The organism is Erysipelatoclostridium sp. An173 (genome assembly GCF_002160495.1).
In the GTDB taxonomy this organism is placed as follows: domain Bacteria; phylum Bacillota_I; class Bacilli_A; order Erysipelotrichales; family Coprobacillaceae; genus Thomasclavelia; species Thomasclavelia merdavium.
Genome location: NZ_NFKR01000001.1, coordinates 92,570 through 108,263 on the forward strand (window position 1 = coordinate 92,570; position 15,694 = coordinate 108,263).

Genomic DNA, 15,694 nt, shown 5'->3' on the forward strand with positions numbered 1-15,694 from the left:
GGGTAAGTCCCATTTCTATTTTCTAATTTCTTTAATTCTTGCAGCTTTACCTGATAAACCACGTAAGTAATGAAGTTTAGCACGACGTACTTTACCAATTTTAGCAACTTCGATATGATCAATAATTGGACTATGAATTGGGAAAGTTCTTTCTACACCTACTTGGTATGAAATTTTTCTAACAGTAAATGTTTCAGAAATACCTTTACCTTTTCTTGCAATACATACCCCTTCAAATAATTGGACTCTGAATTTGTCACCTTCCTTGATTTTAACGAATACTTTTAAAGTATCACCAGGTTTAAAATCAGGGATGTCATTTCTCATTTGTTTTTTTGTAATTTGTTCAACTAATTGTAAATTCATCTCTATTTCTCCTTATCAAAATTTTGTCTTCAGTGTTCATTCGATTAACCAGCGGAACACCTGCGTCATACGACTTGTCCATTATATACTATACTATTTTAAATTGCAATCATTTTCTTTGATTTTTTTCAACATTTCTATACTTTCCTGGTCGAATTTGTAATCTTCTAATAAATCTGGCCGCCGCAAATAGGTCTTTTTTAAAGCTTGATATTTTCGCCATTTACGAATATTTTCATGATGACCGCTCATCAACACTTCTGGAACATCATTGCCATCATAACTAGCAGGACGGGTATATTGAGGATATTCAAGAAGTCCCTGACTAAATGAATCATCCTGATGACTAGCTTGCCTTATCGCACCATCTAACAGTCTAATAACTGCATCACTAACCACCATACTACCTAGTTCACCACCTGTTAAAACATAGTCACCAATTGAAAGTTCCATATCAACATAATCACGAATTCGTTCATCAAAACCTTCATAGTGGCCACAAATAATTATTAAATGTTTCTTTTTAGATAAATCAACAGCAACCCCATGATTTAAAGTAACTCCTTGTGGTGACATCAAAATAATAAAGCTTTCATCACTAGCAATCGATTTTAAACATTCAACAATTGGTTCGCACATTAAAACCATTCCTTGACCACCACCATAAGGATAATCATCTACATGTTTATGTTTATCTTTGGAAAATTCTCTAAAATCATGAAGATTTACAGTTACTAATCCCTTTTCTAGCGAACGTTTAATAATTGAAGTTGTTAAAAAACCAGTGAACATTTCAGGAAACAGTGTTAAAATATCAATCTTCATCAATAAACCCTTTTATTAATTTAATCGTTATTACTTTATTTTCTAAATCAACTTCATGAATAAAAGCATCTACATAAGGAATTGCAATTTTTTTACCGTGATTATCAATATTTAAAATATCATGAGCAGTATTGTCATATACTGAAGTAACAATACCAATTTCTTTACCTTCTGTACTAACTGCTTTCATACCTACTAAATCACTATAAAAATATTCGTCTTCATCTAATAAACTTTGATCTTTTTCACCATAAACAAATGAACCAATATATTTTTCAATCAAGTTAATATTTTGATGATTTTCAAAAGAAACCAAATAATTACCTTTATGCATTCTTACAGTAGCGATTTTTAAAACAATCTCTTGATTTTGTGATTTTATTATTAAATCATTTCCGACTTTAAAACGTTCATCAGCAAAATCACTATTTGAGCGGATTTTCACTTCACCTTTAAGACCATGAGTCCCCACGATCTTTCCAACTTTAATTTTGTCCATATTACCTCCAAAATAAAAGATGTGCTAAGCACATCTATTTAGTCATACGATTCAAACTTAATATCTAATTTTTTGTCAGTCATTCGACCAGCTACTGACATTAACTGTCTAATTGAATTAGCCATTACTCCCTTTCGTCCGATTAATCGTGCAATATCACTTTTTGCTGAATAAACATATAATACTACAACGTCTTCATCTAACGAAGGCATCTGACGAACTTCTAAATGTTCTTTGTCATTTACCAATTCAATTGCGATATCTTTTAGAATCTTTGCATAATCCATGATTATTTACCAGATTTTGAATCAGCGAATTTTTTGATAATTCCTTCTTTAGATAATAAGTTTTTAACAGTATCAGATGGTTGTGCTCCGTTATTTAACCATTTTAATACTTCTTCTTCTTTGATTGTAACTTTTGCAGGGTTAGTGCGTGGATCATAAGTTCCTAATAATTCAATAAAACGCCCATCTCTTGGTGCTCTTGAATCAGCTGCTACAATTCTATAGAAAGGTGCTTTTTTTGCTCCCATTCTTAATAATCTTAATTTTACTGCCATTTATATTTCCTCCTATTTATTACTTTTTTTAATTTGACTTAATCAATTTAGCATATAAAAAATAAGGTGTCAAGCATTTTTACTTAACACCTTTAATTTTTTATCTTTTTTTCTTTTTATGACGAATTTTTTTACGATTAGCATTACCAACATGAGGATTTTTTCTTGAACGACCAGGCATTGGCATACCAGTACTTGGATCTAAATTACCTAGTTTTTTCATCATTTTCTTAGATTCCTCAAATTGTTTTAATAAACGGTTGACTTCAGCAATATCTTTTCCGCACCCTTTAGCAATACGTTGTTTTCTTGACAATGTAATAATACTAGGATCACGACGTTCCTCTTTAGTCATTGAATAAATTATTGATTCAGTAACTTTTAAACGACGTTGTGATTCATCGTCGTCAATTTTTGGCATTTTAGGCATTCCAGGAATCATTTTCATAATTCCAGATAATGGACCTAATTTTTGAATCTGATGCATTTGTGCCAACATATCATCTAAACCAAATTGTCCAGTTTGCATCTTTCTAAATGCTTTCATCGTATCTTTTTCATCATAGACATCTTGTACTTTTTCAACTAAAGATACAACGTCTCCCATTCCTAAGATACGATCAGCCATTCGATCAGGATAGAATAAATCAATTGCATCAAGTTTTTCACCAGTACCGATGAATTTAATTGGTACATGTGTAATATGACGAATTGATAAAGCACCCCCACCACGAGAGTCACCATCTAATTTAGTTAAAACTGCCCCAGTAATTCCTAGTTGTTCATTAAATGAGCTAGCAACATTAACAATATCCTGTCCTGTCAAAGCATCAACAACTAATAATATTTCATGAGGATGAGCAATTTCTTTGATATTAGCTAACTCATGCATCAAAGGCTCATCGATATGTAAACGCCCAGCAGTATCGATAATGATTACATCATTATTATTTTCACGAGCATATCCTAAAGCTTCTTCTACAATTGATTCAGCAGATTGACTTGTTCCCTTTTCATAAACGGGAACATTTAACTGTTCACCTAAAGTCTTTAACTGATCAACGGCAGCTGGACGATAAATATCAGCAGCAACTAATAATGGTCGTTTACCATGCTTTTTAGCAATTAAATTAGCAATTTTACCAGAAGTTGTTGTTTTACCAGACCCCTGTAACCCTACCATCATAATGATAGTTGGTTTACGATCATAATTAATTTCTGAAACAGTTGTTCCAAGTAAAGTAACTAATTCATCATGAACAATTTTTACAACAACCTGTCCTGGTTTCAAAGAACCTAAAACATCTTGTCCTAAGGCCTTTTCTTTAGTAGCTGCAATGAATTCTTTAACTACTTGATAGTTAACATCAGCCTCTAATAAAGCTAAACGAATTTCGCTTAGCATATCTTCCATATTTTTTTCAGTTAAACGCCCTTGTCCAGAAAACTTCTTTATCGTTCCCTGCAGACGTTCTGATAACGAATCAAATGCCATAAATACCCCTTTCTATATCTTCCTTAGCATCTCTAAGTATTCTTCTACATCTTTATGTTCACTAGCTATATCATCTTCAATTCTTTGAATTAAGTCAAGTCTTTCTTGATGTTTTTTCATCAATTGCAATTTTTCTTCATATTTTTCTAAACTATGAACTGCTTTTTTTAAATTATCATAGACTGCATTGCGACTAACATTTAAAATTTCAGCTATTTCTGATAGTGAATAATCATCTTGATAATAATATTCTAGATATAGCTGTTGTTTTTGTGTTAATAATTCACCATAACAATCAATCAATAGATTTACACGTTGTGTTTTTTCTAAACTAGATTCCATTTTTAAGCCTCTACTAAATTTTTACACAATCCATAAATATATTGTTCAAGATCAAATTCTTGTAAATCATCAACACTTTCACCTAAACCAATGAATTTTACTGGTATATTTAACTGATCTTTGATTGAAAGTACAATACCACCTTTAGCAGTACCATCCATTTTAGTTAAAACGATTCCGGTAACATCAGTAATCTTAGAAAACTCGATTGCTTGAGAAACACCGTTTTGTCCTGTTGTTGCATCAATTACTAGTAATGTTTCTTGTGGTGCATCAGGAATTTCTCGTTTAATAATACGATTCATTTTTTCTAATTCTTTCATTAAATTAACTTTATTTTGTAACCGTCCGGCAGTATCACAAATTAAAACATCAACATTTTTTTCTTTAGCTTGTTTTAAAGCATCATAAACAACAGCTGAAGGATCGCCACCTTCTTTACCTTTAACAATATCAACACCAACCCGGTCAGCCCATACTGCTAATTGATCAATTGCCCCAGCTCTAAATGTATCACCAGCGGCAACCATAACTGACTTTCCTTCATCTTTCATGATTCGATGAGCTAGTTTTCCAATAGTTGTTGTTTTTCCAGCTCCATTTACTCCAACCATCAAAATAACTGTTAAACCTTCTTTAGCATAATTGATTTTTGTTGTCATTACACTATCATTAGCATAAATAACAAACATTTTATCAATGATAATTTCATTAATTTCTTTTGGATCAGTAATATTTTGTAATCTGACTTCGTTTTTTATTTCAGAAACGATTTTTAAAACCATTGAAACACCAACATCAGACATAATCAAAACATTTTCTAATTCTTCAAAATATTCATCATTTATTTCTCTAAAACGTGCTGCTAATTCATTAATACGATCAGATAAAGTTGTATTAGAACGATCTAAACCAGCAACATATTTTTCATTTTGTTTGGCTGATTTACCAACAAACTTTTCTTTTATTTGACTAAAAAAACCCATATTACCCTCCTTAACTTGGATCAGATAAATCAATTGCTTCTTCTAATTTTACACTTACTAATTTAGTGACCCCTTTTTGTTGCATTGTTGCACCATAAAGTAAATCGCATTCTTCCATTGTTCCTTCACGGTGTGTTACAACTATAAACTGTGTTGTTGATGAAAACTCTCTTAAATATTTAGCAAAACGCTCAACATTGGCAATATCTAAAGCTGCTTCAACCTCATCAAGAATACACATTGGAATTGGTTTAACTCGTAAAATTGCAAATAAACAAGAAATAGCTATTAAAGCTTTTTCACCACCAGAAAATAAAGAAATGTTTTGAACCGCTTTACCCGGTGGCTGTACATCAATATCAATCCCTGTTTCTAAAATATTAGTTGGATCGCTATATTTTATTTTAGCCTTACCACCACCAAATAAACTTCTAAAAACATGATTAAATTCAACGTTAATTTTCTCAAATGTTTCTGAAAAACGAGTAACCATTATTTCATCCATTTCTTTGATTGCTGCTAAAATACGATCTTGAGCTTCAAGTAAATCAATTCTTTGAGTATTCATATTTTCATAACGTTCACTAATTACTTTGTATTCCTCGATTGCATCAAGATTAACGTTTCCTAATCGTTTTATTTGTGTTCTTAAATCATAAACTTCCTCTTTAGCTTGTTCAACATTAATTTCTTCTTGATATTGTTCAACAGCATATTCATAAGTCATATGATATTCATCATTTAATCGTGTTAAATAGTTATTAAGCATTGTTTCTAATTTAGTAGCTTTAATAGTGTTTTCGTTAATTGCATTTTGAATATCTTTTTGATCTTTACGAATTGTTCTAAGCTCAACATCTAAAGCTTCATTTTCATTAGCGTAAGCCATACGCATCTCACGTTTACTTTTAATTTCTTCAGTTAACATATCGCGATATTTAATCGCTTCATTTAGCTGATCAATTAATTTGTTTTCGGTTTTACCGGATTTAAAATCATCTAATTCAATACTTTGTTCTGTCAATGATTCATATTCGGTTTTAGTTTTAATCAACTCTTCTTTTTTACTTTGAACTACTACTTCAAGTTTAGCATAAGCCATTTGTTTTTGAAGTAAGATATGTGAAACATCTTTAATTTCATTATCTAAAGCGTTGTGCAATTTTCGCTTTTTAACAAATTCTGTTTCTTGTTGTTCCAAGGTAATAGCTAATTGTTCTAATTCTCGTTTTTGTACTAACGAAGAACGTTGCTGATTAATACTTCCACCCGTTAAAGAACCACCTACATTTACAATATCTCCTTCAAGAGTAACAACTCGATAACGAGCAAAAACTGCTTTACTAATTGCGTTAGCTGTCTCTAAATCTTTAGCGACAATTATGTTTCCAAGCTGATTTAAGACAACATTACCAATTTTATCATCATAAGTAATGAAATCACTAGCTACTCCTAAAAAACCAGCCATTGTGTTACATACTTCTAAATGTTCTAAACGAATTTGTCGTGGTTTCATTGTTGATACTGGTAAAAATGTTGCTCTCCCTGCTTTGTTATTTCTTAAAAACTTAATTGTTTCACGAGCAGTTTGATCATCGCTAGTTACAACAAATTCAATGGCCCCTCCTAAAGCTGAAGAAATAGCCAGTTCATAACCCTTTTGGGTTGTAATCAATTCACCTAAAACACCGATAATATTACGATTACTTTTCGCTAAATTTAATACTGTTTTAATACTTTGATGATAATTAGATTTATTTTCAATAGCATCTAACAGTATTTCTTTTCTTGATCTGTTTTTGTTGATTTGACTTGATAATTGATTTAATTCATTTTTTAACTCTGTTAATCTTTTGTTTCGATTTTCCTGATCACGAGTTAATTGTTTTAAATCTTGTTCCGTGCTATTTAAACGCTCAACTCGATCGTTGTATTCATTTACAATATCACTTAAAATTGCTTTCATATTAGCAATATTTTCTTGTAAATTTTCTTTGCTTGCTGATTGTAAAGCATGTTTTCTTTTTTGATCGATTTCTACTTTAGCAGTTTCTAATTTTGATACATTAGATACTGCTTCTAATAACTTACTTTGTAATGAATTTACTTCTTGATCTAATTGATACATTTTCTTTTTTATATCATCATTACTATTTTCTTTCATTAAAATGTCAGCATCTAATGAAGCCTGCTGCTCATTTAAATCCTTGATTTCTTTACTTAAAACATCAAGGCTCTTTTTAGCTTCAGTAATTTCTTTTACTAGAACATTTACCTCAACTGCTGTTAGTTTTTCTTTAAGCTCAAGATATTTTTCAGCCTTATCTTTTTGCCTTTTTAAAGGACCAACCTGTTTTTCTAATTCAGCTACAATATCTCCAATTCGCTCTAAATTTTCTTTAGTCCGCTCTAATTTACGAATTGACTCAAGCTTTCTTTTTTTATATTTAGAAACTCCAGCAGCATCTTCAAAAATTCCACGTCTTTCCTCTGGCTTATTATCCGCAAAAGAAGAAATATTCCCTTGTGAAATAATTGAAAGTGAATCCTTACCTAACCCTGTATCCATAATCAAATCAACAATATCTTTTAAACGACACTGTTGCTTGTTGATTAAATATTCCGCTTCATTATTTTGTCGATAAAGTCGTCGTGTAATTTCTACTTCATTGTAGTCATATTTCATAAATCTATCACTATTATCAAATACTAATGTTACTTCGGCAAGATTTTGAGCCCGGCGATCTTCACTTCCAGCAAAAATTACATCGCTCATATTAGCACCTCGCAATGATTTTACCGATTGCTCTCCTAAAACCCAGCGTACTGCATCAGAAATATTTGATTTCCCACAACCATTAGGTCCAACTATTCCAGTTATCCCTGGTTGAAATTCAATATCAACTTTATCAGCAAATGATTTAAAACCGTGTATTTCGATTCTTTTTAAATACATTTATACCCTCTTTTCACTATCTTAAAATCACCTTACCATCTTCAAAAGCATCAACAATTGCTAATGATTCTACTTGATATCCTTTTTCTTCAATTAATTTACGTCCATCTTGGAACCCTTTTTCAATTACTATTCCAACTCCAGCTACACTTGCACCAGCTTGATTAATAATATCAATCAAACCTAATACTGCTTGTCCATTAGCCAAAAAGTCATCAATAATTAAAATATGATCATCTTTATCTAAATATTTTTTACTTACAATTGCATCATAATCAATTCCTTTTGTAAATGAATGTACTTTAGATGTATATAAATGAGTACTTGTTGTTTTAGCTGTTCCCTTTTTAGCAAACACAACAGGTACATCATCAAATTCAAAAGCTGTTGCTAAAGCAATACCAATTCCTGATGCTTCAATTGTAAGAATCTTATTGATCTTAACATCTTTAAATCTTACTTTAAATTCTTTTGCTATTTGACGATATAGTGTACAGTCAATCTGATGATTCAAAAAGCTGTCTACACGTAAAATATCTGGCATAATAACAATTCCGTCTTTTAAAATTCTTTCTTTTAATAATTCCATTACTAGTCCTTTCTATTTAAAGATAACTTATCCTTTAAATCAATAAATTTTCGTTCACTTGGTAATCTTACAATAAATGTAGAACCAACGTCCACTTGAGATATTACATCAATATTACCATGATGTAAATCAATAATTGATTTAACTATTGATAATCCCAAACCATTTCCTTCAACAGAGCGTGCTTTTTCCTCACGGTAGAACCGCTCAAAAATATGTGAAATAACTTCTTTAGACATTCCATGACCGGTATCTTCAATCGATACTTCAACATCACGAGCAGTCTTTTTTACACTGACAGTAACTAAACCACCATTATCAGTATATTTGATAGCATTTGAAATTAAATTGATCCATACTTGTTCTAATCGCTGTTCATCACCATAAATCATGATATCCTTACGAGGCTGCTCAAATTGAATCTCAATATCCTTTAAAATTGCTTGATTTTCTTGAGTAGAAATAACACGATCTAACTGTTCGACAATAGAATATGTGGTAAACTCCAATTCAACATCTTCACGCTCTAACAAAGTTAACTGCAACATATTTTTAGATAACGTTGATAAACGCTTTGATTGAAACAAAATAATGTCAGCATATTTTTGTCGTTGTTCCTTTGGTAAATCCTCTTCTTTTAATATATTAGCAAATCCCTGGATAGCCGTTAATGGTGTTTGAAACTCATGAGATATATCCGAAATAAATTTCTGACGAATTTCTTCTTGTTTAGCAAGCTGTTGGGCCATCTGGTTAAACCCCTGATTTAATTGCGATATTTCATCATCACCAACGTAATTAACGCGAACACTATAATTACCTTTTGATAATTCTTTAGTTGCTTTTGTTAGTCGCGTAATTGGCTTAACAATGATATCAGCTATCGCTAAAAACACCAGGTTTCCTGATAAAAATACACAACCAAGAATTAACACTGCTGAATTAGCAAAAATTCTTTTTTCATAACTGGTATCTTTTTGGATATATACATAAGCATTGCTATCACCAATTTCAATTAAACTGCCATAAGTTTGATAATTGTTTTCTTCACCATAAACACCATTTTTATTTTCATCAAAATAGTATGACTGCATCTGCTTTTCATCAGGAGCATGCATAGTTGTCTTACCAAAAGTAAAATAACCAATTTCTGGTGAAAAAATAGTGGTATTAACTTGCGTGCTGTTTGAATATTTACTTAATACATCATTTAATTTAGTTCTATCTGTGCTATTTATCACACTAGCAATAAAATCACTGGTTGCTGATAATTCAGTTTGCGCCATATCATCAATCTGGTCATAATTGCTTTTTAAAGCAATAATCCCTGAAACCGAAAAACTAAAAATAATCGTAATTAAAAAACCACAGATTAGTTTTCCATAAATTGATTTCATCATTCTACTTCGACCTTATAACCTAACCCTCGTACCGTTACTACTTTAAAGCCTGGTAAATGCCCCAAATTTTCACGGATTCTTTTAATATGAACATCGACTGTTCGATCAAAGCCATCATAATCCATTCCCCAGATTTTTTCAATTAACTGTTCCCTACTAAATATCTGATCAGGATGTTTAGCAAGTTCAAAAACTAATTCAAATTGTTTTAATGGTAAATGAATCGTTTCATCATGATAACGAATCTCATACTTATCACCATCAAATTCAACATCATTTAACTTAACAATATTAGAAGTATTTACGCTATAACGTTTTAATACAGCTCGAACTCGTGCCATTAATTCAGTTGGATCGAATGGTTTAACAACATAATCATCAGCCCCTACTGAAAAACCACGCAGCTTATCTTTACTTTCACCTTTAGCTGTTAACATGATTACTGGAATATCCTTAAACTCTTTTAAGTTTTCAACCAATTCAAAACCATCCATTACAGGCATCATTACATCAATGATCCCTAAATCAATATATTCATTTTCAAATATTTCCAATGCTTCTTCGCCATCTCCAGCTTCTAAAACTTCAAAGCCTTCTTTATTTAAATAAAATTTAATTAATTCACGAATGTCTTTTTCATCGTCTACTACTAAAACTTTTGCTTTCAATCTTAACACCTCAATTCATTGTAAGATTATATCATATTTTATTACCTAAACAAATAATCATTTAAAGTTATTTGTTATTTCTAAACCCTAATTTCAAATAATGTATCGATAAATTATAATTGTTTATAAAAATCATTAGTAAACTTTCTTTAAATTAATAATTATGTTATTAAACTTTTAAATGAAAACAACCGTTTTAGTTTTATTAACAAACTAAAATCATATTATTTATCATTTTTGTTTGTTATAATATAACTAGTTATACAAAGGAGTTTTAAAGTGAAAGCAACAATATATTTGAAAGTTTATGAAAACTTTGATATCGATGGTAAAATCATTTATAAAGAGTTAACTAAGGGAGTTGACCAGTATTATTGTAATACTGGTTATAATTTAACGTGTGAAAATGGTAAGATTATAAAAATTCAAGAAGTAAATAACAATATTAAATATGTTTCAATTGAACACGAGCAAAATCTAACAATATATTTTAAAGGTATATTAAATGTGCCTTTAAAAACCAGTCAAACTAAAACTAAAAATTATCTAGAAGCTAATATTGAATCAGCTATTATTCCTTTATTAACTAATCTATCAAAAAATGATTATGAAATATTTTTATCTTTACCAGATGATTTTAGAGCTGTTGGCTTTATCAAAAAAGAAAATTACTATTATCGATATTTGACAAAGACTTTTGACATTGCTTTGATTATTTATCATAAAGATGTAACTTATCAATACTCGTTAGACTCTATAAACATCGTTGCTCATAATTATCATCCGATCGAAAAAATCAAACAAATGGCAAAAATTGCCAATGATATTTATAACAAATACACCAAATTATTTTCACCATGTGCTTTTGATCATGTCAATATCGTTTTAAACCCACGTTTTGATAACGGCGCCTACGTTCGTGATAATCTGGTTTGCTTAGTTGATCAAATTGAAGGATTGGATCAGCAAACATTTTTGCATTTAGCCCATGAAATCTCTCATTTGTGGTGGCAAAATTCTGATTTATTGTTTAATAGTCTTTGGATTGATGAAACATTTGCCCAATATAGTGCCTTATTATTAGTAAAAGAAAAATTTGGATCATCAGTTTATCAACAAATAATTGATCAATTCCAAGCTAAGAGTGCTACAATGGCTTCTCTAGCAAGTATTCAATCTAATGTAACTGACCGTTTTGCAATTCATTACTATAAGGGTCCTTGTTTATTTGATGAACTAGCAAAAACTATTGGTGAGTGTCAAATGATCGAATTAATGAAAAAATGTTATCAAGAAAAAATCAGTACTAGTGAACAGTTTTTAAAACTTTGTCCTGAATTTAAAAAATTATATTATCGCTAAAAAGCAGTTTAATGACTACTCATCAAACTGCTTTTATATTTAGCTTGCAGGATCAACTGGAATTAATCCAACTGACTCAATGATCTTGCGACCATCTTCACTATAAATATATTTAAATAAATTTTGTACTTGTTCACTTTGCTCTTCGATAGTTCCTTTTGTTGCCATTACAAATGGTCTTTGTAATGAGTAGCTTCCATCTATGATAGCTTCATCTGTTGCATAAACACCATCGATTGCTAAAGTCTTGATAGAATCATCTACTACATCTAAAGAAACATAACCAATTGCTCCAGGAATAGATCTAACTTTAGCTACAATTGGTCCTGACTCGTTTACTTCATTTGCATACTCACATTTTTCTTCAAGTCCTAATATTTCTTCAAAAGCACTGCGTGTTCCCGAACCAGCTTCACGACCAATGACAACAATTGGTAAATCATCACCACCAACTTCTTTCCAGTTTCTAATCTTACCAGTATAAATATCAATTAATTGTTCTTTTGTAAGATTATCTGTCTTATTATCAGTATCAGTTACAATTGCAATCGCATCAATAGCAACAACATTTGAAACTAGACCTTGTTCTAATTCACTTTCTTTTAATTCACGAGATGAATTACCAATATCACTTTTCCCATTGATTACAGCTTCAATACCAGCACTTGAACCAGTAAACTGGGGTTCTAAACTTAACTCTGGATAATCATAAACAACACCATCTTTAATAGCATTTACCATTTTTTCCATTGAAGTTGAACCATTTAAACTGATTTTTTGTGTTTCGACATCAGCAGAAGCTGATAATCCAATCATTGCAAAGCAAACTGCTAATACAACAATTACTATTCCAAATTTTTTCATCTATGTATGTCCATCCTTATAAAAATTAATTTTACAAGTCATAGTTTATCAATTTTAACTATAAATTTCATTAATTTTTACCTTGATTTTTGTTAAGATTAAGTTAAAGGTGGGAAATATAACAAAAAACTGGTGCAATCACCAGTTTATTTAAATTCAATTTTAGTAATAACTTCGCTTTCATCTTTACTATTTACATATTCAATAGTTACCGTATCACCAGCTTTAGCTAATGGAAGACGATTTGAAAGACTAATATCACTAATAAATATTGTATCATTACCATCTAAGGTGAAATAATACGTACTATTGCCATCAACTACTGCTTCACTAATAGCACTAATTGTTCCCGTCAACTCAGTTGATTGATATTCATTTGAATCAGTTGTTTTACCATTAGCCTCTAACAATGCATAATAAGCTTGTTCAGCTTCAACAACACTATCGCCAGTTGCTACAATTTGATAGTTTTCAACACTTACAAATGCATATTTTTTTACCAGGTTAGCATCATCTTTTAAAGACAAGAAGTAAGTTGGCTGGCCTCCTGCATTTATCAAAATCGGGAAAGTAGCTTTATATTTTAAATTTTGTACTTGCCCTTCTGCTGATGACATAGCTGAATATTCTTCAGCACCAGGGATATCATAAAATTTTCCTTCTTTTGTTCGCAAGTTAATCATTGCAAACCCAACATTTGATGCATCATTAGATACAGAAGTTAATCCAGTATATAAATATACATCATCATTTAAAGCTACGTAATTATAACCAGATGTTGGCTGTAATACGCCTTTTTGTGAAAATATTGTATTAAAAAATCCATTTGTATACTTTCCATAATTTTCTAATTGAGAAATTATTAATTCTGAAGGATAAACACGGTCGACCCATTCAGGAACATCTTTTATATCATAATATTGATGATCACCATTTATAGCATTCACTAATACTGCACCAGTAATATCTTTTCCACCAAATAATCCGATATCATAATTATAGACTGGTGCTATCCAATATGGGATTCCTTTATCATTAATTTCAAAAGCTAAACTATCAAACATAAATGTTGGATAATTAGCTCTTAAATGACGTTGAATTTTACGTCCAAAATGTTCTGACTTAGAATATTTCATCCCTTCATCTAGTTTAACTACCTCAGATTCTTGAGTTACCATATTAACTCTAATATATGCTGGTAACCCATCACTACGGTTTGTAAACCATTTAATAATATTGCTGTATTCTAAAGGTGTTACCCGATATGGGGTATCTTGATAATTTATTTGTTCATAAGATTCATCAACTTCAAACTGTGATACATAATCAACCATCTCACCCATTTTTCGATCTCCAAGCTTAATAGCACTTTCACGATCAACAACTGGAATCGATTGATAAGAAATTGTTTTATTATCTTCATAAAAATCAGCATTTTCATCTAACTTTAATTGTTGTTGATATTTTTTAGCATTAAAAATAGGTGAACTGATTAAAGTACCAACTCCTAAATACACAATTAAAATTGGAATAATTGCTATCAGTACTTTTGATAATTTATCAATATAACCTTTAAATAAACGATAAAGCAAAACAAATAGAAAAAGCAAAAAGCAAAAAAAGCCAACAAACTGCGGTGAACGTAAATTAATTGGTAATAATAACAAATACTCTAAAAAAATACCAATTACTAAAGTAATTATTAATGCTTTCAACAAAGCAAATTTTTTAGGTTGTTTTACAACCTGACTTCTAAAATGAAAATTTTCAACAAAGCTTGAAAATAAATCTTTTATTTTATTCATTGATTAACTCCTTTAAATCCCTTAACAAATCATCTAACTGTTCAATATTTTGTAATTTAGCCCCACTTGCTAATAAATGACCACCACCGTTATATTTTTCAGCTACTTTATTAACTGGATATTTGCGCGAACGTAAACTAACACGCCAATTTTGATCAGCAGTATTTTCAGTAATTGCCATCCAGATATAATATTCTTCAATTCCAGATAACATATTTACATAATCCGAACCGCGTTCACGACTAATTTCTAACATTTTTAAATCTTCATTAGTTAAAATATAATATGCAATATTACCATCAACATGATAATTATTTAAAATAAATTTATTAACATTTAAATCTTTTGCCTTTTTTAAATACATTCGATCATACAAAGATACAATATCAATACCAGTTTCAATTAAAGCACTTGCTGCCTTGAAGGTTCTTTTATCAGTACTTCGATATAAAAAGCGAGCTGTATCACCAATAATACCTAAATATAAAGCTCCTGCTCCAGCTTTTGAAATCTGTAACTTTGTATTTTGATACAGATCCACTACTAGCTGACTTGCAGAACTAGCTGTACTATCTTCAAAGTTAATTTGTCCATAACTATCTACAACTATATGATGATCTATTTTAATTATTTCTTTACACAATTTATAATTTTGATCATCTATTCTTTCTTGATTAGCAGTATCTAAAACAATACCAAGGACATCCTTACTATAATTAACATCTCGATAATCTACTAAAACATCATATTTTGCCACTAATTCAGAACTAAACTCACCACAGACATAGACATTTTTATCAGGATATGTTGTCTTGATTAAATCATACATTCCAAACTGGCTTCCAAAAGCATCAAAATCCGGATTTATATGACGATAGATTGCAATATCATCATATTCTTCTATTTTTTTAACAATTTTATCATACATTTTTTATTCCTCTTTTCATAAAAAGACTATATCATATTTAACTAACT

16 protein-coding genes are annotated in these 15,694 nt (G+C 30.3%); 1 reads left to right on the forward strand and 15 read right to left on the reverse strand.

Annotation, left to right across the window (positions count from 1 at the left end):
- Positions 1 to 15 precede the first annotated feature (15 nt).
- The 12 genes from rplS to B5F09_RS00555 all read right to left on the reverse strand — a co-directional run bounded on the left by rplS (position 16) and on the right by B5F09_RS00555 (position 10,688).
- Positions 16 to 366 carry a 50S ribosomal protein L19 gene (gene rplS / locus B5F09_RS00500; RefSeq protein ID WP_087298454.1) on the reverse strand — a complete coding sequence of 117 codons (351 nt, stop codon included), beginning with the start codon at positions 364 to 366 and terminating at the stop codon, positions 16 to 18.
- A gap of 93 nt (positions 367 to 459) precedes the next feature.
- Positions 460 to 1,191 (reverse strand): tRNA (guanosine(37)-N1)-methyltransferase TrmD, encoded by a 732-nt coding sequence (gene trmD / locus B5F09_RS00505; RefSeq protein ID WP_087370507.1) that lies wholly within the window; start codon positions 1,189 to 1,191, stop codon positions 460 to 462.
- The gene (gene rimM / locus B5F09_RS00510) at positions 1,181 to 1,690 is read right to left on the reverse strand and encodes a ribosome maturation factor RimM (protein WP_087370509.1); all 510 of its coding nucleotides are present in this window, start codon (positions 1,688 to 1,690) and stop codon (positions 1,181 to 1,183) included. The genes trmD and rimM overlap by 11 nt, the downstream gene beginning before the upstream one ends.
- A 38-nt stretch (positions 1,691 to 1,728) precedes the next feature.
- Entirely contained in the window at positions 1,729 to 1,977 is a 249-nt protein-coding gene (locus B5F09_RS00515) for a KH domain-containing protein (protein WP_087298451.1), read from the reverse strand.
- A 2-nt stretch (positions 1,978 to 1,979) separates the two neighbouring features.
- The gene (gene rpsP, locus B5F09_RS00520) at positions 1,980 to 2,252 is read right to left on the reverse strand and encodes a 30S ribosomal protein S16 (RefSeq protein WP_003538218.1); all 273 of its coding nucleotides are present in this window, start codon (positions 2,250 to 2,252) and stop codon (positions 1,980 to 1,982) included.
- 100 nt (positions 2,253 to 2,352) lie between these two features.
- Positions 2,353 to 3,747, reverse strand: a complete 1,395-nt coding sequence (gene ffh, locus B5F09_RS00525; RefSeq protein ID WP_087370513.1) for a signal recognition particle protein — start codon at positions 3,745 to 3,747, stop codon at positions 2,353 to 2,355.
- 12 nt (positions 3,748 to 3,759) lie between these two features.
- Positions 3,760 to 4,089 (reverse strand): YlxM family DNA-binding protein, encoded by a 330-nt coding sequence (gene ylxM, locus B5F09_RS00530; protein ID WP_087298449.1) that lies wholly within the window; start codon positions 4,087 to 4,089, stop codon positions 3,760 to 3,762.
- 2 nt (positions 4,090 to 4,091) lie between these two features.
- Positions 4,092 to 5,075: a signal recognition particle-docking protein FtsY gene (gene ftsY, locus B5F09_RS00535; RefSeq protein WP_087298448.1), complete on the reverse strand. Its 984-nt coding sequence runs from the start codon at positions 5,073 to 5,075 to the stop codon at positions 4,092 to 4,094.
- 10 nt (positions 5,076 to 5,085) lie between these two features.
- Positions 5,086 to 8,031, reverse strand: a complete 2,946-nt coding sequence (locus B5F09_RS00540; RefSeq protein WP_087370516.1) for a chromosome segregation protein SMC — start codon at positions 8,029 to 8,031, stop codon at positions 5,086 to 5,088.
- Between the two features lie 16 nt (positions 8,032 to 8,047).
- A complete protein-coding gene (locus B5F09_RS00545) occupies positions 8,048 to 8,620 on the reverse strand; it encodes a xanthine phosphoribosyltransferase (protein ID WP_087370519.1) in 573 nt (190 codons plus the stop codon).
- A 2-nt stretch (positions 8,621 to 8,622) separates the two neighbouring features.
- Positions 8,623 to 10,020 carry a HAMP domain-containing sensor histidine kinase gene (locus tag B5F09_RS00550; RefSeq protein ID WP_087370522.1) on the reverse strand — a complete coding sequence of 466 codons (1,398 nt, stop codon included), beginning with the start codon at positions 10,018 to 10,020 and terminating at the stop codon, positions 8,623 to 8,625.
- A complete protein-coding gene (locus B5F09_RS00555) occupies positions 10,017 to 10,688 on the reverse strand; it encodes a response regulator transcription factor (protein WP_087298444.1) in 672 nt (223 codons plus the stop codon). The genes B5F09_RS00550 and B5F09_RS00555 overlap by 4 nt, the downstream gene beginning before the upstream one ends.
- A gap of 279 nt (positions 10,689 to 10,967) precedes the next feature.
- Between B5F09_RS00555 and B5F09_RS00560 the strand changes: the two genes are divergently transcribed.
- Positions 10,968 to 12,050, forward strand: coding sequence for a M1 family aminopeptidase (locus B5F09_RS00560; protein WP_087370525.1), 1,083 nt, complete (start codon positions 10,968 to 10,970; stop codon positions 12,048 to 12,050).
- Between the two features lie 39 nt (positions 12,051 to 12,089).
- On the opposite strand, the gene B5F09_RS00565 is transcribed toward B5F09_RS00560, so the two are convergent.
- The 3 genes from B5F09_RS00565 to B5F09_RS00575 form a co-directional block, all read right to left on the reverse strand.
- On the reverse strand, positions 12,090 to 12,914 hold the full coding sequence (locus B5F09_RS00565) for a phosphate ABC transporter substrate-binding protein (RefSeq protein ID WP_087370527.1): 825 nt from the start codon (positions 12,912 to 12,914) through the stop codon (positions 12,090 to 12,092).
- Positions 12,915 to 13,060: 146 nt separating this feature from the next.
- Entirely contained in the window at positions 13,061 to 14,719 is a 1,659-nt protein-coding gene (locus B5F09_RS00570; protein WP_087370530.1) for a hypothetical protein, read from the reverse strand.
- A complete protein-coding gene (locus B5F09_RS00575; protein WP_087298440.1) occupies positions 14,712 to 15,647 on the reverse strand; it encodes a bifunctional oligoribonuclease/PAP phosphatase NrnA in 936 nt (311 codons plus the stop codon). Before B5F09_RS00575 ends, B5F09_RS00570 begins: the two co-directional genes overlap by 8 nt.
- Positions 15,648 to 15,694 lie beyond the last annotated feature (47 nt).

Coding starts and splice junctions, on each gene's coding strand:
- rplS (WP_087298454.1), bottom strand. CDS start 366: ATGAATTTACAATTAGTTGAACAAATTACAAAAAAACAAATGAGAAAT.
- trmD (WP_087370507.1), bottom strand. CDS start 1,191: ATGAAGATTGATATTTTAACACTGTTTCCTGAAATGTTCACTGGTTTT.
- rimM (WP_087370509.1), bottom strand. CDS start 1,690: ATGGACAAAATTAAAGTTGGAAAGATCGTGGGGACTCATGGTCTTAAA.
- B5F09_RS00515 (WP_087298451.1), bottom strand. CDS start 1,977: ATGGATTATGCAAAGATTCTAAAAGATATCGCAATTGAATTGGTAAAT.
- rpsP (WP_003538218.1), bottom strand. CDS start 2,252: ATGGCAGTAAAATTAAGATTATTAAGAATGGGAGCAAAAAAAGCACCT.
- ffh (WP_087370513.1), bottom strand. CDS start 3,747: ATGGCATTTGATTCGTTATCAGAACGTCTGCAGGGAACGATAAAGAAG.
- ylxM (WP_087298449.1), bottom strand. CDS start 4,089: ATGGAATCTAGTTTAGAAAAAACACAACGTGTAAATCTATTGATTGAT.
- ftsY (WP_087298448.1), bottom strand. CDS start 5,075: ATGGGTTTTTTTAGTCAAATAAAAGAAAAGTTTGTTGGTAAATCAGCC.
- B5F09_RS00540 (WP_087370516.1), bottom strand. CDS start 8,031: ATGTATTTAAAAAGAATCGAAATACACGGTTTTAAATCATTTGCTGAT.
- B5F09_RS00545 (WP_087370519.1), bottom strand. CDS start 8,620: ATGGAATTATTAAAAGAAAGAATTTTAAAAGACGGAATTGTTATTATG.
- B5F09_RS00550 (WP_087370522.1), bottom strand. CDS start 10,020: ATGATGAAATCAATTTATGGAAAACTAATCTGTGGTTTTTTAATTACG.
- B5F09_RS00565 (WP_087370527.1), bottom strand. CDS start 12,914: ATGAAAAAATTTGGAATAGTAATTGTTGTATTAGCAGTTTGCTTTGCA.
- B5F09_RS00570 (WP_087370530.1), bottom strand. CDS start 14,719: ATGAATAAAATAAAAGATTTATTTTCAAGCTTTGTTGAAAATTTTCAT.
- B5F09_RS00575 (WP_087298440.1), bottom strand. CDS start 15,647: ATGTATGATAAAATTGTTAAAAAAATAGAAGAATATGATGATATTGCA.